16 protein-coding genes and 1 pseudogene are annotated in these 19,199 nt (G+C 55.5%); 11 read left to right on the forward strand and 6 right to left on the reverse strand.

Features of this window, described 5'->3' with window-relative positions; all coding sequences use genetic code 11:
• Window positions 1–1,043: pseudogene (locus BLQ24_RS08975) on the forward strand (InlB B-repeat-containing protein); the annotation flags it as partial.
• 567 nt (window positions 1,044–1,610) lie between these two features.
• On the opposite strand, the gene BLQ24_RS08980 reads toward BLQ24_RS08975, so the two are convergent.
• Window positions 1,611–2,696 carry a M24 family metallopeptidase gene (locus BLQ24_RS08980; RefSeq protein WP_090164621.1) on the reverse strand — a complete coding sequence of 362 codons (1,086 nt, stop codon included), beginning with the start codon at window positions 2,694–2,696 and terminating at the stop codon, window positions 1,611–1,613.
• Window positions 2,697–3,004: 308 nt separating this feature from the next.
• On the opposite strand from BLQ24_RS08980, the gene BLQ24_RS08985 reads away from it, so the two are divergent.
• The 5 genes from BLQ24_RS08985 (at window position 3,005) to BLQ24_RS09005 (ending at window position 9,066) form a co-directional block, all read left to right on the forward strand.
• Window positions 3,005–3,628 (forward strand): TetR/AcrR family transcriptional regulator, encoded by a 624-nt coding sequence (locus tag BLQ24_RS08985; protein WP_173328104.1) that lies wholly within the window; start codon window positions 3,005–3,007, stop codon window positions 3,626–3,628.
• 194 nt (window positions 3,629–3,822) lie between these two features.
• Window positions 3,823–5,574 carry an indolepyruvate ferredoxin oxidoreductase subunit alpha gene (iorA, locus tag BLQ24_RS08990; protein WP_090164623.1) on the forward strand — a complete coding sequence of 584 codons (1,752 nt, stop codon included), beginning with the start codon at window positions 3,823–3,825 and terminating at the stop codon, window positions 5,572–5,574.
• A gap of 27 nt (window positions 5,575–5,601) precedes the next feature.
• On the forward strand, window positions 5,602–6,195 hold the full coding sequence (locus tag BLQ24_RS08995; protein ID WP_090164624.1) for an indolepyruvate oxidoreductase subunit beta: 594 nt from the start codon (window positions 5,602–5,604) through the stop codon (window positions 6,193–6,195).
• 63 nt (window positions 6,196–6,258) lie between these two features.
• On the forward strand, window positions 6,259–7,593 hold the full coding sequence (locus tag BLQ24_RS09000; RefSeq protein ID WP_090164625.1) for an acetyl-CoA hydrolase/transferase family protein: 1,335 nt from the start codon (window positions 6,259–6,261) through the stop codon (window positions 7,591–7,593).
• Between the two features lie 288 nt (window positions 7,594–7,881).
• Window positions 7,882–9,066: an acetyl-CoA C-acetyltransferase gene (locus BLQ24_RS09005; RefSeq protein ID WP_090164626.1), complete on the forward strand. Its 1,185-nt coding sequence runs from the start codon at window positions 7,882–7,884 to the stop codon at window positions 9,064–9,066.
• 970 nt (window positions 9,067–10,036) lie between these two features.
• Here BLQ24_RS09005 and BLQ24_RS09015 read toward each other — a convergent pair.
• The 3 genes from BLQ24_RS09015 to BLQ24_RS09025 form a co-directional block, all read right to left on the reverse strand.
• Entirely contained in the window at window positions 10,037–11,353 is a 1,317-nt protein-coding gene (locus BLQ24_RS09015) for a fused HPr family phosphocarrier protein/2-hydroxyacid dehydrogenase (protein WP_090164628.1), read from the reverse strand.
• A gap of 388 nt (window positions 11,354–11,741) precedes the next feature.
• Window positions 11,742–13,169, reverse strand: coding sequence for an APC family permease (locus BLQ24_RS09020; protein ID WP_173558353.1), 1,428 nt, complete (start codon window positions 13,167–13,169; stop codon window positions 11,742–11,744).
• 225 nt (window positions 13,170–13,394) lie between these two features.
• Window positions 13,395–14,054, reverse strand: a complete 660-nt coding sequence (locus BLQ24_RS09025) for a hypothetical protein (protein WP_090164630.1) — start codon at window positions 14,052–14,054, stop codon at window positions 13,395–13,397.
• Window positions 14,055–14,322: 268 nt separating this feature from the next.
• Here BLQ24_RS09025 and BLQ24_RS10165 point away from each other — a divergent pair, with 268 nt between their 5' ends.
• Genes BLQ24_RS10165 through BLQ24_RS09035 form a run of 3 tightly spaced genes read left to right on the forward strand, consistent with a single transcriptional unit; the run spans window position 14,323 to window position 16,222 of the window.
• Complete coding sequence (locus BLQ24_RS10165) at window positions 14,323–14,562, forward strand: transporter (RefSeq protein ID WP_173328110.1); 240 nt, start codon at window positions 14,323–14,325, stop codon at window positions 14,560–14,562.
• A complete protein-coding gene (locus tag BLQ24_RS09030; protein ID WP_173328111.1) occupies window positions 14,559–15,566 on the forward strand; it encodes an ABC transporter permease in 1,008 nt (335 codons plus the stop codon). The genes BLQ24_RS10165 and BLQ24_RS09030 overlap by 4 nt, the downstream gene beginning before the upstream one ends.
• Window positions 15,551–16,222 carry an ABC transporter ATP-binding protein gene (locus BLQ24_RS09035; RefSeq protein WP_090164632.1) on the forward strand — a complete coding sequence of 224 codons (672 nt, stop codon included), beginning with the start codon at window positions 15,551–15,553 and terminating at the stop codon, window positions 16,220–16,222. Before BLQ24_RS09030 ends, BLQ24_RS09035 begins: the two co-directional genes overlap by 16 nt.
• Window positions 16,223–16,295: 73 nt before the next feature.
• Here the strand turns inward: BLQ24_RS09035 and BLQ24_RS09040 are convergent, their stop codons facing one another.
• Window positions 16,296–16,721, reverse strand: a complete 426-nt coding sequence (locus BLQ24_RS09040) for an Hsp20/alpha crystallin family protein (protein ID WP_336433282.1) — start codon at window positions 16,719–16,721, stop codon at window positions 16,296–16,298.
• A 159-nt stretch (window positions 16,722–16,880) separates the two neighbouring features.
• Entirely contained in the window at window positions 16,881–17,132 is a 252-nt protein-coding gene (locus BLQ24_RS09045) for a hypothetical protein (protein ID WP_090164634.1), read from the reverse strand.
• Window positions 17,133–17,315: 183 nt separating this feature from the next.
• Here BLQ24_RS09045 and BLQ24_RS09050 point away from each other — a divergent pair, with 183 nt between their 5' ends.
• Together BLQ24_RS09050 and BLQ24_RS09055 are read left to right on the forward strand one after the other, a co-directional pair.
• Window positions 17,316–18,068 carry a hypothetical protein gene (locus BLQ24_RS09050; RefSeq protein ID WP_090164635.1) on the forward strand — a complete coding sequence of 251 codons (753 nt, stop codon included), beginning with the start codon at window positions 17,316–17,318 and terminating at the stop codon, window positions 18,066–18,068.
• The gene (locus BLQ24_RS09055) at window positions 18,068–18,541 is read left to right on the forward strand and encodes a divergent PAP2 family protein (RefSeq protein ID WP_242869629.1); all 474 of its coding nucleotides are present in this window, start codon (window positions 18,068–18,070) and stop codon (window positions 18,539–18,541) included. Before BLQ24_RS09050 ends, BLQ24_RS09055 begins: the two co-directional genes overlap by 1 nt.
• The last annotated feature ends 658 nt before the right edge of the window (window positions 18,542–19,199 follow it).

Genomic DNA, 19,199 nt, shown 5'->3' on the forward strand with positions numbered 1-19,199 from the left:
CGAAGGATATCCGCGTGGAACTGAAGTCCGGAAAGACAGCGGAAGCATCCGGAACGGATGCAGGGACATACCGGATGAATCTCAAGGCGGATGATTTCGACGTCACGAGCGGAAACTACGAGAAGATTAATGTCGTGGTGGAAGACGGAAGCCTGAAGATCAATCCGAAGGCCCTCACCCTGACCGGCGAAAGCGGCACCATAACGTATGACGGAAATCCGCATACGCTGGACGGCATCAAGACAGACGGACTGATCAGCGGACATGAACTCAAGGGAATCACGTACGCTGCAACCGGAACCGATGCCGGAACCTATGAAGGAAAATTCACAGGTGATGCGAAGGTCATGGCCGGGAATGCAGATGTCACGAAGAACTACAACATCACGAAAACGCCGGGTACGCTGACGATCACGAGAAAGATATATCCGAATGATCCTACTCCGGCGGTCCAGTACACGTTAACGTATAACGGAAACGGAGGAATAACGGCATCGGGAGACAGGATCTACTCGGATCCGAAGAACCCGTATATGGGTGACGCAACGGTAGTTGTGCTTCCGAACATGTTTACCTACTCCGTTCCGAAAAACGGCAAGTATGCTGACGAAGAGAATACGGTTTCTGCAATCAGCAATGCTATATTCGATGGATGGAACACAGAAAAAGACGGATCTGGTACAACCTATCAGGCCGGAGATACCTTCCGGATTCAGTCCAATGTAACCCTGTATGCACAGTGGAAAACGGCGGACAATCCAGTTGATCCGTCGAAACCGGATAAGCCGAACAAGCCGTCGAAGCCGGACAAGCCAACGAAACCAGATAAGCCGACGAAACCGAACGGCCCGGGCAAACCGGTCGAACCGGCGAAACCGAACGATGCTGCCAAGCCGACTTCTGTCGTGAAGACAGACGGACAGCATCCAAGGACCGGGGATGATACGGAACTTCCGCTCTATGCAGGCGGATTTGCATCGGCTGCTGCGGCACTGATCCTGCTGCGTTTGCTGAGAAGAAAACGCAGAGGGGAAGGAAAGTAATTCACAGATAGCGAACGAGTTAATCGTATTTAGGAAATGAAACAGCGGGGCTGCTGACCGGATGGAAGAAACCATCGTCTGGTCATGCAGCCCCGCTGTCCATGATCGGCTTGGAAAGTGCGGATTCGGCCATTTCCTCCATTTTCGCAGGTGGAATACGGCTTCGAGGGTGCGAAATCAAAAGAAAATCTTGAGTAAATTATTTCGCCCGCCTCCGTGGGTGCGATTCTAATAGAAAGCCGTTTTTTCGCACCTGGCCTGGCGGCCGGATTGCATACATCATGGGACAGTTCGACAAAAAATAACCCGGTTGCCGATCGCCCACTCCGGAGAAACCGGCAGCATGGCAGGCGAGTTGTCGGAAAAGCCGGTGAATGTATATGATGCGTGCGGCTTGAGTAAAATAATTATGATGCAGCTAACGGGTACCCGGACGGCAAAGTGCGGAAATGAGGTTTTTTGTGTTTCCGCACCCGCCTGAATCGTGTCGTCCTGAATTTCCGGTTGAATCGGGCGAAAGAAGGTGCGAAAACCGAAAAAAATGCGATTCCGCACCCTCGCCGCACCCTACAGCTCGATCAGGTCGTGGGTGAAATCTTCAGTCATGTTCTCGAAACCGTCCTCGGTGATGAGGATCTGGTCTTCGATGCGGACGCCGCCCCAGCCCGGGATGTAGAGGCCCGGTTCGATGGTGCGCACGTGGCCCACCGGGAACGGGGTGTAGTCTGTGACGGAGTTGAACGGGCCTTCGTGGACGAAGAGGCCGATGCCGTGGCCGATGTTGTTGTATTCGTAGCCTTTGTATTTCGTGCCTTCCAGTACGTCCATCTGGGCCTGGTAAATGTCGTGGCCCACTGTGCCGGCCTTGGTGATCTTGTTGCACGCATCGAACATCTTCTGCACCAGGTCATAGACTTCCCGCTGTTCGGAGGTGGCCTTGCCCACCACCACGGTCCGGGTCATGTCGGACATGTATCCGTGAACCTGGCAGCCGAAATCCATCAGAACGAAGTCACCGTACGCTACGGCTTTCTCGGAGGGCACGCCGTGGAGCAGGGAAGTACGGGCTCCGGAAATCAGGATGTTTCCGTACGGCATGGTGTCGGCGCCGTTCATGACCATGTAGAGGGAGAGTTTTGCGGCCAGTTCCTTCTCGGTGACGCCCGGCTGGATCTCCGGCAGCAGCATCTCCAGCGCCCGGCAGGATATTTCGCAGGCCTGCCGCTGATAGGCGATTTCTTCCGCATTCTTCACGATGCGCATGTCGGAAATCACGCTGTAGGTCGGGACCTTCTCCGCTTCCACGAATTTATCAAAATCCAGGAAGAACTCGTAGGAGAAGTCATCGGCTTCGAATCCCACGTTTTTGCAGTTTTCCTTCTTCAGAAGATCCTGGACGCTGTTGGCTACCACTTTCCCCGGCAGCCGCCAGATCACGACTTCATAGTCCGGGCACTCCAGTGCCGCATCCTCTGTGTAGCGCAGATCGGTGATGAAGAATTTCTTTCCGTTCTTCGTGAACAGAAGCCACTGGGCGCCGTCGCTGGCGGTGAAACCGCTGATGTAGCGGATGTTCGTCGGGCTGGATACGAAGAATGCGTCCAGCTGGTGTTCCTGCATGTATGCCAGGATTTTCGGTTCATTTGTCTGCATGGTGATGCCTCCTGTTGTATATCGACAAAAAAATACCGAGTTGTGCGATCGATCTGCCTGGCATTTTCTTTGTGGAAGGACGGCAGGATAGTGCGCTCTCCGCCGGATGCCGAGCAAGGTCTAAACCGCAGTCTAACACAGAGATTATAATATATTCAGAAAAAAATGTCAATGAAGAGGCGCCCGGGTTTTCTGCATCTGCGATGGTGCGCCGGGGAGATTTGATGGTACAATAGGTGCTGTTCAATGAAGAGAAAAGTGCCAGCCGTACCGGGGGCCGGTGAATGCACAGATCAGGAGGGTTGATCATGCCGAGAATGACAGCGAGGAAGAAACAGGCGATGGAAATGCGGGCGAAAATACAGAATGCCGCACTGGATCTCTTCGACCGGGAGGGGTTCGACAACGTCTCCATGGCGGAGATCGCCGAAGCCTCCGGCTGTTCTGTCGGGAATATCTACAACTATTTCCGCAGCAAGGACGAGCTGGCCATCCAGCTGACGGATCACGTGGACGCAGCCTACGATGAACTGGAGGCGGCGTACCGGCAGGACGGCGCCGCTACGGCCATGGAGAAACTGCTGGATTTCGTGGGACAGTCGCTTCTGATCAGTTCCAGAGAAGCGGTTTTGTACACCACCTTCATTCACAGCATGAAATATCCTCAGCAGGGAATCCTGAAGATCAAGGAGCAGCGCACCTATTTCCGGCTGCTCCGGGCGCTGATTGAGGCTTGTCAGGAAGAGGGCTCGCTGCCCGGGGACCGGGATCCGGCGGAGATCCGGGCGAAACTGGTGACGATTCACCGGGGGGAGCTGCTGGAATGGAAAATCTGTGAAGGGTCATATGATCTGGCAGAGGACGGGCGGGCGCTGGCCGCCGCCTATCTGCGGGGGATCGGCGGAAATGTGCCGGCAGGGATCGCTGATTGATGGCGATCCCCGCCGGCGTTTTATTTTTTTGCGTTAATCTTCCGAATGTTATCCCGCATCCGGTTGACAGCGCCGGGAAAAAGATGAATAATTGAATTATTCAGTGAATCATTCATTGAAATAGAGAAAAAGAAAACAAATCGAAAAAACGAAACAAGATCAAGAGACAGAGAAATTGGGCAGGAGGGAATATCATGAAACAACTGCTTTCCGGAAACGAAGCGGTGGCCAGAGGCATCTACGAGGCCGGCGTGAAAGTCTGCTCCGCATACCCGGGGACACCAAGTACGGAAATTCTGGAGAATGTGGCGAAATACAGGGACGAGATCTATGCGGAATGGGCGCCGAACGAGAAGGTGGCTGTGGAGATGGCCTACGGCGCAGCCATTGCCGGATCCCGGTCTTTCTGTGCCATGAAGATGGTGGGTCTGAATGTGGCGGCAGATCCGATGTTCACCGCCGGGTATATGGGGGTGACGGGGGGATTCGTCATTCTGACTGCAGACGATCCGAGCATGCATTCTTCCCAGAACGAACAGGACAACCGTTACTATGCCAGAGCGGCGAAGATCGCCCTGGTGGAGCCGTCCGACAGTCAGGAGTGCAAGGATTTCATCCGGGCCGCCTATGAAATCTCCGAGCAGTTCGACACACCGGTGCTGTTCCGCACCACGACCCGGATCAACCATTCCAAGAGTCTGGTGGAATTCGGTGAGCGGACAGAGCACGAGGCGCCGGAATATCACCGGAATATCCGGAAGTACGTCTGTGTGCCGGCGAATGCCCGGAAGAACCACCCGAAGGTAGAGGAGCGGCTCCGGAAACTGGCGGAGTACGGCAATACCTGCGGGCTGAACCGGATGGAAATGAAGGGGAAGAAGATCGGCGTCATCACTTCCGGCGTGTCCTATGAATATGCGAAGGAAGTGTTCCCGGAGGATACATCGTTCCTGAAACTGGGGCTGACCTTCCCGCTGCCCATGGACCTGATCCGGAAATTCGCAGAGCAGGTGGAGGAAGTGTTCGTGGTGGAGGAGCTGGAACCGTTTCTGGAAGATCAGATCCGGGCTGCCGGCATTTCGTGCTGCGGGAAGGAACGGACCGGCCGCATGTTTGAATTTAATACTGCGCTCCTCCGGGAGCGCATCTTCGGGGAGAAACCGGAGACGAAAGTGCCGGAGGCAGCGGCGGCCGCCCGTCCGGCTGCCCTTTGTCCTGGATGCCCGCACCGGGGGTTCTTCTACACTCTGTCGAAAAATCCGAACTATGTGGTCACCGGGGACATTGGCTGCTATACTCTGGGCGCCGCACCGCCGCTGGGCTGCATGGACACGGCGGTCTGCATGGGCGGCGGGCTGTCCGTGGGCATGGGCATGTCCAAGTCATTTGAGCAGGAAGGGGTCACTGCGAAGAAGGTTTTCGGCGTGGTGGGTGATTCCACGTTCTTCCACAGCGGCATGACCGGTGCGGCGGAGATCATTTATAACAAAGGGAAGATGATTCCGTGCATCCTGGATAACCGGATCACGGGGATGACCGGACACCAGGAGAACCCGGGCAGCGGCTATAACCTGGAGGGGGATCCGGCCAGGGCCATTTCCATCGAGAAGGTGCTGGAAGCGTACGGATTCGAAAAGATCATTGTGGTGGATCCTCAGGATCTGACGGCGATGCAGAAGGCGGTGGACGATGCGCTGGCGTCGGAAGTGCCGGCCGCCATCATCACCAGAAGACCGTGCCTGCTCATGAAGCGGTCGCCGAAGCCGGAGACGGTCTGCCGGGTGGACCCGGAGAAATGCAGAAGCTGCCGTTCCTGTCTGAAAGCAGGATGCCCGGCTATTGCGATTCACGAGGGCAAGGCGGTGATTGACGAAGTGACCTGCGCCGGCTGTACGGTCTGCGCACAGATCTGTCCGTTCGATGCGATCGGCACAGTGGAGAAATAGGAACAGGTTTGGAACAGGGGGAGAAAGATGAGCGATACGAAGAATGTAATCCTGGCCGGTGTGGGCGGACAGGGCACGATTCTGATTTCAAAAATCATGACAAACGGTCTGATCCGGGCCGGCTACGACGTGAAGCAGAGCGAGATTCACGGAATGGCCCAGCGGGGCGGCAGTGTATCCACCCAGGTGCGCTGGGGCAGCCGGGTGTACGGGCCGGTGTTCGGTGAGGGGGAGGCGGATATCCTGATCGCCCTGGAGCGGATGGAAGCCGTGCGGTATGCGCCGTTCCTGAAGCCTACAGGAATTGCGGTGATCAACGACTATGCCATGGATACCCTGACCACAGCTTCGGGTCTGGAGGAATACCCTGCCGGGTGCGTTGAGGCGATGCAAAAAGAATTCGCCACCATCGTTCTCAATGCGGAGGAGATCGCAGCGGAGCTGGGGAATCCGAAATGCATGAATGTGGTGCAGTTCGGCGCATGCTGCGATGTGCTGGGAACGCCGGAGATCGACTGGGAAGAGGTTGTGGCGGAGACCGTGCCGGAGAAGTTCCGGGAACTGAACCGGAAGGCATTCCGGGCCGGCCGGGCAGCGGCGAAGGAGAAGGCACAGGCATAGAAGGCATCAGGGAAGAAGCACAGCGGGGCGCCTCGGCGCCCCGGTTTAGAATGAGGTGAGAACATGTCCGTATATGATGAATACCGGGCGAAGCTGCGCAGCCCGGAAGAGGCAGTGAAAGCGGTGAAAAGCGGCGACTGGGTGGATTACACCACCAACATCTGTTTCCCCACACTTCTGGACGAGGCGCTGGCGGCGCGGCGGGATGAGCTGGAGAACGTGAAGTTCCGGGGCAACCTGTGCTTCGGGCCGATCCGGGTGGCGGAATGCGATCCGGAGCGGAAACACTTCATCTATAACACATGGCACTGCTCCGGCTATGAGCGGAAACTCTGCGACAAGGGGCTTTGTAACTACATCCCCATGGTTTTCCGGAACCTGGGCTGGTACTACCGGAAGTTCCTGGATGTCAATGTGGCCATGATGTGTGTGCCGCCGATGGACCGGCACGGGTACTTCAATTTCTCCTGCGCCACCGGTGTGGCGAAGGACATTCTGGACAAAGCCGACATCATCATCCTGGAGGTCAACGAGCACCTGCCCCGGATTCAGGGCGGGTTCGGCGAATGTATCCACATTTCCGATGTGGATTATGTGGTGGAAGGGGAACACGGTCCGCTGCCGGAATTCCCGGTGGCAGAGCCGGATGAAGAGGACCGGGCCATTGCGGCGCTGCTGGTTCCGCAGATTCCCAGCGGCGCAACCCTGCAGCTGGGTATCGGTTCCATGCCGAATGTAGTAGGATCCATGCTGGCGGATTCTGACATCCGGGATCTGGGTATGCATACCGAACTCTGCGGTGACGCCTACTACCGGCTGTACCGGGCCGGCAAGCTGACCAATGCCCGGAAGAATCTCTGGCCGGGAAAGGGGCTCACCGGCATCGTCTTCGGCTCCCGGGATCTGTACGACTGGGTCAGTGACAACCCGTCCGTCGCAGCAGCCCCTCTTTCCTATGTGAATGATCCGGCGGTGATTGCCCAAAACGACAACATGATCTCCATCAACAGCTGCATCGCAGTGGACCTGTACGGGCAGATCTGCGCCGAGAGTGCGGGACTCCGGCAGATCAGCGGAACCGGCGGCCAGCTGGATTACCTGACCGGGGCGGCCCGGTCCAGGGGAGGCAAAGGCTTCATCTGCATGCGTTCGTCCTTCGTGGACCGTAACGGGGTCCGGCATTCCAACATCGTGCCTCATTTCAACGGCGACATTGTCACAGATCCCCGGAGCCAGGCGTACTACGTGGTGACAGAGTACGGATGTGTGAACCTGGCCGGCCGTGCCACCTGGGAGCGGGCGAAGCTGCTGATCTCCATCGCCCACCCGACATTCCGGGATCAGCTGAACCGGGCGGCGGAAGAACAGAAGATCCGGCCGCGGGGAATCTGGTTTTGATGCACTGACCGGAAATTCCCGGGGATGACATTTTGAAGCCGGATTCCTCTCACAGCCGGATCCGTAATGCAGCCGGATTCATCTCACAACCGGATCCGTAATGCAGCCAGATTCATCTCACAGCCAGATCCGTAATGCAGCCAGATCCATAATTGCAGTAAAATGGTTGCAATATTCCGTCGGCTCCTGTATAATGACAATAAATTAACAAACAATCCGCTACCTCATCGACGCGAAGCCGCACCGGCGGCTTCTGAGATAAAAAAACCAGATTTGGAGGAACGAATTATGAAAGACGTTGTTATCGTAGGAGCAGCCAGAACCGCAATCGGAACCTTCGGTGGTTCTCTGAAGGATGTACCGGCCAGAACGCTGGGTGCGGTATGTATCCGGGAAGCACTGAAGAGAGCCGGTGTGAAGCCGGAGCAGGTGGACGAAGTCATCATGGGTGATGTGCTCCAGGGCGGCCTGGGCCAGAATGTGGCCCGCCAGATGTCTCTGGATGCAGGGCTTCCGGTGGAAGTGCCGGCCATGACGATTAATAAGGTCTGTGGATCCGGTCTCCGGGCCGTGGAGCTGGCGGCACAGATCATCAAGGCCGGCGATGCAGATATCATCGTTGCCGGCGGAGCGGAGAACATGTCCGCGGCGCCTTACGTTGTGCCGAAGGCCCGCTGGGGAGCCAGAATGTTCGACACGAAGATGGTGGACCTGATGGTAAACGACGGACTCTGGGATGTGTTCAACAACTACCACATGGGCATCACCGCAGAAAATGTTGCGGAACAGTGGGGCCTCACCAGAGAAGAACTGGATGACTTCGCACTGCAGTCCCAGCTGAAGGCGGAGAAGGCGATCAAGAATGGTGTGTTCAAGGACGAGATCGTTCCGGTGGAGATTCCGCAGCGGAAGGGCGATCCGAAGATCTTCGACACGGATGAACATCCTCGGTTCGGCCAGACGAAGGAAGCACTGGCGAAGCTGAAGCCGGCATTCAAGAAGGACGGCGGTGTTGTGACAGCAGGAAATGCATCCGGCATCAATGACAGTGGTGCAGCAGTCGTGGTTATGTCCGCAGAGAAGGCGGAAGAACTGGGTCTGAAGCCGCTGGTGAAGATCCTGTCCTACGCTTCCGGCGGTGTGGATCCTTCTATCATGGGTGTGGGTCCGGTACCGGCGACGAAGAAGGCGCTGGAAAAGGCGGGTCTGACGATCGCTGACCTGGACCTGTACGAGGCAAATGAGGCATTTGCGGCTCAGTCCGTTGCAGTCGGCAAGGATCTGGGATTCGATCCGGAGAAGTTGAACATCAACGGCGGTGCGATCGCACTGGGTCACCCGATCGGCGCTTCCGGCTGCCGTATCCTGATCACGCTGATTTACGAAATGCTTCACGGCGATGCGAAGAAGGGCCTGGCCACACTGTGCATCGGCGGCGGCATGGGAACAGCTGTCATCGTAGAGAAATGCTAAGATTTCTGAACAGAAATTCTGACAGAACTTCCGGTCGGATCTGACGGCAGCAAGCATGCCGAACCGGCCGGTCCTGCCCGCAGAGAGGCTCCTGCAGAGCCCCGCTGCGGGCTTTTTTCCGTTGTGAGGCCGCCACACTAAGCTGCTGCCGGCTGCGTCGGGGCTTTGCTGCGGCCGGGTGAGGACTGACCGGGAGAAAATTGGTCGGGAGGGATTTGTTGGGAGGGGGGAGCTGGAAAAATTGGTCGGGAAAGGATTGTATACAAATTGCGATTTGAATACTGGTGAATGGCTGTAAAAGGTAGTTATGTATAGGAATCGTGATTGTATATTGCTGGAAGGTGCGAAAACGAGGTTTTCCTTGAAATCGCATTGTATTACGTGTTTGGAGGGTGCGGAAACGAAAGAAAATCCCGATTAATCTATATCATGCCCGATTGCAGGTGCGAGATGAAACGAAATTAGCATTTTCGCACCCAAAGGATTTGGAAGAAAATACTGTTCGTGGAATATCTATTCAATCAGGCTGAGAATATCGAATGGTCGTCTCCCGGGATCAGAGCAATCCCTCAGTCGCACGTATATTATCAAGAAGCTTTGTATAATGATGCACCCCACAGGGAAATGTCCCTGATTATCCAATTCGAGGCGGATACGGAAGGTGCGAAAATGAGGTTTTCCTTGAAATCGCACCCGCCCATTCCGGTCGCCTTCCCGATCAGCGCCAACCGGAGAAATCAAAGTGCGAAAACGAGGTTTTCTCTGAAATCGCACCCGCACGGCAACCGCCCATCGCATGACCACAGATGGCCAGGGGCTGCCGCACCAAGCGGCGGCCGTCCGGTCTTTCGTTACGATACTGCCGGCACACGAAACGAGGCCGCTCCCCGGATTAACATCGTCCGGGGAGCAGCCTCGTTTTCAAAAGGGATGGTGGTTATCTTCGGATATTCGAAATGAGCGTCCGCTCTTATTTGCGCGGATCGACCACTTCTGCAACGCCGTAAGGCATTCCCTGCTGGAAGTTTCTCGCATTCTCCATGGTGTCCGCAGCAATGGCCTGCAGAGCCTCTCTGGTGAAGAAGGCCTGGTGGGATGTGACGAAGACCTGCGGGAAGGATGTGAGACGGGCAACCACATCGTTGCTCAGAACATCGTCGGAGTGGTCTGTGTAGACAACTTCGTCCTGTCCTTCATATACGTCCAGGGCAACAGCGTGGAACTTGCCGGTCTTCAGGGAAGCGATCAGTGCTTCTGTGTCGATGAAGCCGCCCCGGGCTGTGTTGACCAGCATGACGTCGTCCTTCATCATGGAGATCGCCTTCGCATCGATCAGGTGGAAGGTGCCGCCTTCGCCGGTGATCAGCGGTCCGTGCAGGGAGATCAGGTCAGCCTTCTGGAAGAGCTCTTCCTTGGAAACGTAGGTCAGCAGGCCTTCTTCTTCCAGGGACTTCTTCGGGAACTTGTCCCATGCGATGACCGTCATGCCGTAACCTTTGCAGATTCTGGCCATGCACTCGCCGATCCGGCCGGTGGTCACGATGCCGGCAACCTTGTTGTGCAGGTCCGTGCCCAGAAGGCCGTTCAGTGCGAAGTTGTTGTCCTTTACCTTGTTGTATGCCTTGTGCAGACGACGGTTGGCCGCCTGCAGAATTGCCATGGCGTGTTCTGCAACAGCGTACGGGGAGTATGCCGGTACACGGAGAACAGTGATGCCGCATTCCTTCGCAGCGTCCAGGTCAACATTGTTGAAGCCGGCGCAGCGCAGCAGGATCAGACGGACACCGTTCTTGGCCAGCTGTTCCACCACGTCCCGCGGTGCTTCATCGTTGACGAAGATGCAGACGGCGTCGAATCCTTCGGAAAGGTGAACCGTTTCGGAGGTCAGTCTGCTGTTGAAATAGGTGAGCTCTGCATTGTAAGCGCCGTCACCGAGGTCCTTGGACAGTTCATCGAAGTAAATCTTGTCATAATCCTTCGTGCCGAAGAACGCAACGTTCATAATGTTCAGGTTGTTGTCTTCCGGAATGATGTGAGCGAAGACATCCTGCAGCTTTTCGTAATCCGCCTGTTCCGTGTCACCTTCTCCGTCCACGGTGATCTTCAGCACATCACCCTTGCCCGCACGCAGTGCGATCAGTTCCAGAGCGTTGGTGCCGTTTGCTGTCTTGCCGTTGCTTTCTACCATGACACTGCTCTTCATCGCATTGCACTCCAGAGCGAGAATTGCACTCGGACGAGCGTGAAGACCCAGCGTGGCTTTGCATGTGTACTCGAATGTTTTCATCTGACTGCCTCCTTCAGGTGATCCGGGGTGGTGTGATCCGAATCGGGGAAAAAATCTATGCCTCAATGGGCTCTGATGCCATCGGGGTATAATGTATACATGAATGTGTCAATACGAGCCCTATTATACCGCTTCAGAGATTGAAATCAAGCGGAAATCACATTATTTTTGCCGCAGTGAGGGGATTATTTTCTGTATCACCGAAAATTCAATCAATTACAGAACGAAATAGAAAAAGACGGCGGGGAAGGTGAGTAAAAATATTCCCGTTTGCCGTCTTTCGTTCGTTATTCGTTGGTTATTACTTGGCTATTATTTGACTGCTGCTATGCAAGCGTTTCGATAGGTTTACTGCAGGTCAGCAGAGCGGTTATTCCGTTGTTTTTTGTCATGCGATGCGGCTCTGTGCCCCGGCAGTGCTGCGGGCGGTTCTCGCCTGATATACCTTCGTGATGATGAAACCGATGATCATGATGGCGAAGGTGATCACAGCCAGGGAGTTGCCCACCAGGTTTCCGTAGAAGCAGTAAGCCATGACGCCGATGGCGATGATCGGGAAAATCGCCTGCCATGTCCATTCTCTCTTTCCCTCTCTCACTCTCGTGAAGTATACCACGGAGCTGAGGCAGGTCAGCGCATAGGTGAGGATCAGTCCCAGGATACCCACCGTGGCGACGGTGCCGAACACGTCAGTGCCGGAGGTTTTTCCGGCGGAAGCGGCATACATGGCGATTGGCGGGATCAGAGCCAGTACGAAGATGGTGTGGTCGGAAGTGTACGGCGTGTTGTGCTTCGGGTGAACATGGGAGAACACCGCCGGAACTTTTCCTTCTTTGCTCAGGTCATACAGCATACGGGTGGATGCGGTCATGGAGCCCAGTGCTGTGGAGAAGGCAGAGACCGCAATGGCCAGCGTGACCAGCAGCGTGATGGCCGGGTTGGTGTATTCGGAAGAGAGTTCCACCACAGAGGAGCCCGCCTGGGTGAACCGGGTGAGACCAGCCTTGGTGATGCCGAATCCATTCATTTCCGCCCAGGCCATCACGATGAAGATCAGACCGGCGAAAATAACCGTGCTCAGAATCGCCAGAGGGATGTATTTTTTCGGGTTCCGGGATTCTTCACCCAGGGAGGCAGCGCCTTCAAATCCTCCGAAGCACAGCACCGCCGGAACGATGGCGCCGCCGATGCCGGCTGCGGTGACTTTGCTGCCGTCCGGAAGCACTGCGCCCCGGAGCGCAAATGGCCGGAACGAAATGCCGGAGGTACCGGATACCTTCGCCAGCACGAAGAGTGCCACGATGACCAGGAGAGCGATGGATGCCAGCTCGATGAAAAGCATGATGCGGGTGCTCAGCTGAATATCATAATATGTGATCAGCCAGATTGCGACGATGCCCAGAACGGTGAAAATGATCCACGGAACCTGTACCCCGGAAATCTCCTGAATGAATGCGGAGAGCAGGTAGCCGAATGCCGCGGAGCAGCCGCTGGTGAACGTGAAGTACGCCAGAAGCAGTCCCCAGCCGCTGACGGTGCCCACGTTGTCACCGAGCCCCGCTTTCACATAGGCGTAGGCCGAGCCGGCGGATGCGAAGCGCTGACCGAACTTCACGAAACTGAATGCCACGCACAGCAGCATCAGGACGGACAAAATGAAGACGAACCCGATCGCCGTGCCGGCAGATGAAACCATCATGCCGAAGTTCATGGACGATGCAAAGGTTGGTGCGATAATGGCAACGGATAGTGCGACGACCTCGAAGAATCCCAGCTGGTCCTTCTTCAGTGAGGTCTGATGTTCCTTTTTACTCACAATAATCACCTCTAAATTTTTCGTGTACGAAAACGGACTTGATAATAACGTATAAACATAGCGGGTTAGTAAATTTATGAGTTATTCACATTTTATTCGCTTGAGGGGAAATGTCAACGAATTTTTTGTGCTTATCGTACAAGAAACGAAAAATAATTGGTGTGTATGTGCTGGAGATGAAAAAAGACGGCTCCGAAGAGCCGTCCTGCACAATTGTACGGAATGCTATTCAAATTTCACGTAGAAGAGATAACAGACGCTGCATTTCTTCGTCAGTTCCGGGTGGGAGGTAATGACCTCCGGATCCGAAGGCACGTCAACATTGGACGAGGCCAGGAAGACGGTTCTGAGATAGATCTTCTTTCCCTTCCGGATTCGCTGCGCTGACGAGAAGTCCATATGACGGAGGACTTCCCCCCGGGAAGGGGTCAGACTCCGCCCTTTTCCTGTACTGCGGAAGGAGGTGAATGCATCCCGGCTGCCGCTGACAGAGTAGGTGAAGGCGCCGCTGTTTGTGTGGACGGCCAGCGCACCGGTGCGGTTCTGGCTGTCCAGAGGTGTTGTGGTTTCGCCGCCGGTGCCGGTGATCCTGCGGCCGTGACTGTATTTCTCATAGCCGAACGCCAGTCTGTGAAATTTCCGGTCTGCCCGATAGGATGCCAGAACCGGCTGATTATGGCTGTCAGCCAGAAGCAGGCCGGCCAGCTGTTTCTCATCCTGACGGAGATGACGGGGCTTCAGTGTGTTTTCCTGTACGGCGTCTCCGGGGTTGAAATTCCGGCCGGCGGACGGACCGAAGGCGATGAACAGCGCCGCCGCCACCACGATGATAGAAAATATGGACACGACCATCAGCACGCGGCTGGAATCTTGTTTCGGGATCATCGGATCCACCTCCTTTTCGAACTTCCTTCATCATACCACAATTATTGCCCGTGAAGTGGGCTGCTCTTCATGTGCCGTACACATTGTTCACAAGAATTTTCCAACAAAACGACGAAAAAACTTCCGATTCCGAACATTTTGTCTGCATATCCGGCGGTTAGAATAACCCTGAAGCCAAGCTCCGGCCCGGCGGGCAGGATTCACCCACCGGGCGGAGCGGACATCTGTTTTCTTTCGGTATCATGCAGCAGAAGGAGGTATTTTCATTATGTTTATTATCCGAAATGCCGTGCGGAACATCCGGCGTTCGAAAGGCCAGAGTGTTCTGATTGGCATTCTCATCACCATCATCGCATTTTCGATCTCTATCGGCCTGTACATCCGCCAGGCGTCGAGCGATTCCCGGGATGCGGCTTTGTCCAAACTCAACATCACAGCGCAGATTACGCAGAACCGCAGCAGAGCCATGAAGCAGGCATCGGGCCCGGGGGGAAACTGCCTTCCATGAACAGCGGATCATTCACTATTACCGGCTATTCCTCCGATGAGGCGATGACGGACTTCACTGGCGGGACGAAGAAGATTTCGAAGGGAAAAATGTTTGCGGAAGGGACGGACAGCATGGTCTGTGTCATCAGCAGCGAGCTGGCCAAGTACAACGATCTCTCCGTCGGGGACTCGATCAAGGTCAGCAACCCGAACAATTCCAAGGAAACCTACAAACTGAAGATCGTGGGGATCTACAAGGATTCCCAGAGCTCCGCCCAGGCAGGGCAGGCAGGACCGAACGCTTCCGACCCGGCGAACAACATCTATACCAGTTACGAAACGCTGAATCAGATCGTAACGGCTTCTGGAAAGAAGAACAGCGAGAGCACTTCAGCCATCTCTGGACGCCTGAACGGGACCTACGTGGTCGGAACCCTGGGAAAGTACAAACAATTCAAGAAAGAAGTGAAACAGCTGGGGCTTTCCACCAAGTATCAGGTGACTTCCGCAGATATTTCCAGTTATGAGCAGAGCGCCCGGCCGCTGAAAAATCTGGCGAAATTCGCCGGCTGCTTCCTGATCGTCATCCTGCTGGTGGGCGCGGCCATTCTGGTCATCATGAACATTTTCAGCACCAGGGAGCGGAAATATGAAATCGGTGTTCTGACCGCCATCGGCATGAAGAAAAAGCAGGTCGCCGCACTGTTTCTCACGGAAATTCTGATTCTCTCCCTCGCCGGTGCCATCATCGGCGGTGCTGCCGGGGCGGCCGTTTCCAAGCCGGTAACGAAGCAGCTCCTGAATGCGCAGGGTACTTCCTCGGCAGCGGATGCACTGACCGCATCAGCTTCTGTCAATGGGGCAGTTCTGCTGGAGCTGCTCGGGTGCTGCGTCCTGCTGGCCCTGGCCGCCGGTGCGGTGTCCGTCACGGCGATCATGCGTTATGAACCGCTGGAGATCCTGTCCGAGCGGGATTTGCGGCATGGAATGAAACAGGAAGGTGGAATATGGAAAAAATCCTGAAACTGGAAAATATAGGGTTTCGATATGGAGACAAACCGGTTCTCCGTCAGATCAATTATTCATTTGAACCGGGGAAAATATACGGGATTGTGGGAAAGTCAGGGTCCGGAAAGACAACACTGCTTTCGGTGATGTCCGGCCTGGCGGAACCGTCAGAAGGCAGGATTCTCTGCCGGGGCGAAGACCTGACCGCCCGGGACAAGTACATTTACCGCAGCCGGGACATCGGCGTGATCTTCCAGAATTTCAATCTGCTCACGAAGCTGACTGCCGCCGAAAATGTGGAACTGTCCCTGGAACTGTCCCTGCGCAGCGCCGGTCAGAAGGCGGATCCGAAAGAGCTCTATTCCCGGGCGTACGGGTGTCTTCGTGAGGTGGGCCTCGGACAGGAGGAGGCTGACCGGCGGGTTCTGAAACTTTCCGGCGGCCAGCAGCAACGGGTGGCCATCGCCCGGGCCCTCTCCTACAACCCGGAATGCATCCTGGTTGATGAACCCACCGGAAATCTGGATGAACACACACAGAAAGAGATCATGGAAATCTTCCGGCGCCTGGCAGATTCCGGGAAGTGCGTCATCATCGTCACCCATTCCTCTTACGTTGCCGGGTGCGCCGACCGGTGCATCGAACTGCAGCAGATCAACCATCTGCAGTAATGAAAAAAAAGCGGCCGCCCCGTGACAGGGCGGCCGCTTCAGCCTTCCAATGGTCATCAGCTTCGAACGGGCATTAGCCTTCGATCTGAATGTATTTCGTCTCCGGAATTTCCTCCTTCGGCTGTACCTTCGGGAAATCCACGGTCAGTACGCCGTTCTCGAATTTCGCCTTGATGTCGTCTTCCTTCACGTCATCACCGACATAGAAGCTTCTGCTGCAGCTGCCTTCGAAACGCTCCTTCCGCAGGTACTTGCCGTTCTCGTCCTTCTCTTCATTGGACTTCTTCGCAGTCGCTTCCACATTCAGGACACCGTCCTTCAGCTGAATCTTCACATCATCCTTCGTAGCACCAGGCAGATCCATCATCAGTTCATAACCGTTATCCGTTTCCTTCACGTCGCTCTTCATCAGACCGCTCTGTCTGTGATCAAAACCGAAATCAAAGAAGTCATCGAACGGATCAAAGATGTCATTGTTTCTTCTGAATAATGTTGGCATAAACATGAAATCAACCTCCTTGTGAATCTATCATTTCACTCCGTCAGTCGGTATTTCGCTGGCTGCCGTTCTTTCCTGTCCTTTCCTTCGGACACTTTATATCTACCCGGGTGTTAGCACTCTAAACATGTGAGTGCTAAAAAATTATTCTTTTTTTATTTAGTCCTCTTTCGTCTCCTCCGTATCGATGTGTTTCGCCTCGGCGGCTTTCTGCTCCGCCAGCTCCCGCTCATACTTTGCAATCCGGGCGTCATCGATCCGGTCACCCTTCACATAGAAAATGGAGCCGAGACAAAGGCTGATGCACATGGCAATATAAAGCCAGTCGCCATGGAGAATCGCCAGCGGCGTCAGCAGACCGCAGATGATGCCGCCGGTCAGGATGATCTTGTGTTTCTTCCGCAGTTTCATTCTGTATTCCTTCTTTCGTTTTCATAGATGAACAGACTGCTACATTATATATGCAGGGAAGGGATATTTCAACTGCTCCCGGGGGCGAGGGCGGTTCTCCCGCAGCTCGGGTATGTGGTATAATAGGGCATCAGACGGATTGCCGGACCCGCCTCGGGCGGGGCCGGCGGGAGGGAGAGTAGTATGAATTTTTTTGTCGAAGATCTGAACTGGGGAGTGGAAAGCACCGGAGCCGGCAGAAGCAGCGGCAACCGGGTGCTGGAACTGGCAATGACCACGGACGTGCCGGATCAGCACACATATATGACCTTGTATCAGATTGAATCCTACTGCCGTTTTTACGTGACGGAACAGAGCTGGTTCTCCCGGCTCATGGACGACATGGATCTGGATGCCTACGACGAAATGTGCGACGCATCGACATGGTCATTTCTGTATTCGGAAGACGGCGCCCTGCCGGAGGAACTGCCGGATGCGCTTCATGGAGCGGTATCCTTTTTGCTTTTTGCCAACCGCCGGTATCATCAGGAAGAGGATGTCCGGTATGCAGCGGCCAAGCTGGCAGCGCCTTACGTCGGGAAGAATGTGAATGATCTGGATCTGCCGGAGGAGAAACCACAGAAAGCAGATGTGGAGGAGGAACTGCCGCTCAGGCCGGAGTGGATTTCCGAGGCAAAGGTGAAGGGGGATGACACCGGCGCCGGCATGCACATGGCGGAAGCGGAACTGAAACTGTCCGTGCCGGACGAGGAACCGGTATGGATCTTCGAGTCCGAGATGTGGGACCGGCAGTATGAATTGCGCCGGGAGCCGGCCATGGGGCACGACGAGCCAGACTGGCCGGATGCGCTTCAGTCTTTCTCCGAAAAAGAATCAGCCTGTTCCAGGTACCGGGCCTATTTCCGGTATTTGGATGATATGATTGCGAGGTTATAATGAAGTTTCTGATCGACATGGCGACGAACCCGGTGCTGGTCTCTGCGGCGGCAGGCTGGTTCTGTGCCCAGTTTCTGAAAATCCTGGGAGAAATTCTGAAGGGGGATTTCTCGCTGAAGCGGCTGAAAGGAGGCGGCGGCATGCCCAGCGCCCATTCCGCCACCGTGGTGGGACTTACTACCGGCGCCGCCATCACGTACGGCGGCGGCAGTTTCGCTTTCGCCATTTCCCTGTTCTTCGCGATCATTGTCATGTATGACGCCATGGGGGTCCGGTATGAAACCGGCAGAGAGGCCAGAGCGCTGAACCTGCTGGATCGGGAGCGGCGTGAAAGGGAAACGACGGCAGCGGACCGTGAGCCGCTGCTGGAGAAACCCCTGGAAGAAAAAATGGGACATACGCTTCCGGAAATAATTGCCGGCGTGCTGGTGGGCCTCATCGCCGGCATCATCGTCTGCCAGCTGCTGCCGTGAGGGCGGTGGGCAGCAGCTGGCGGTCGACGAAGCAGCATCGGTCGGCGGGCGGAGCAGCATCGGTCGACGAAGCAGCATCGGTCGACGAAGCAGCATCGGTCGGCGAAGCAGCATCGGTCGGCGGGCGGAGCAGGCGGTCGGCGGGCGGAGCAGGCGGTCGGCAGGCTGGATTGTATACAATTTGGCCCATGCATACTGATGAAAGGTGCGGAATCGGCATTTTTGCCAATTCCGCATTTAATTTGCGGCAGAGAGGGTGCGAAAACAAAAGAAAATCCCGGTTAATATATGGGGAGCCAGCCAGCGGGTGCGGAATGGGCGGTTAGTGGATTTTTCGCATGTTGGAGGGAACGGAGGATGGGCAATTAATGACCCGGCTCTGTTGGGAGTACCGGCGCACGCCTGCTTAAGAACGCTCTCGCAGCCCTGCGAGTGGATAGTTATCCAGATATAAGCATGAACATGCGGTTTCGGGTTGGGTTGTTCCGATTGGAAATTCGTCTTCCGGGCAATTCGGGTGCGAATCGGGCATTTTTGTGGATTCCGCACCTGCCGCTTCGTGTCTGCCCCCATATTACAGCGGAAACCGGGATTGGGGGGTGCGAAAATGAGTTTTTTTGAAGAATCGCACCTTCCGACGACCGGCTGTCCCGTCATG

Origin of the sequence: Eubacterium pyruvativorans (genome assembly GCF_900102225.1) — a bacterium.
Lineage (GTDB): Bacteria > Bacillota > Clostridia > Peptostreptococcales > Anaerovoracaceae > Aminicella > Aminicella pyruvativorans.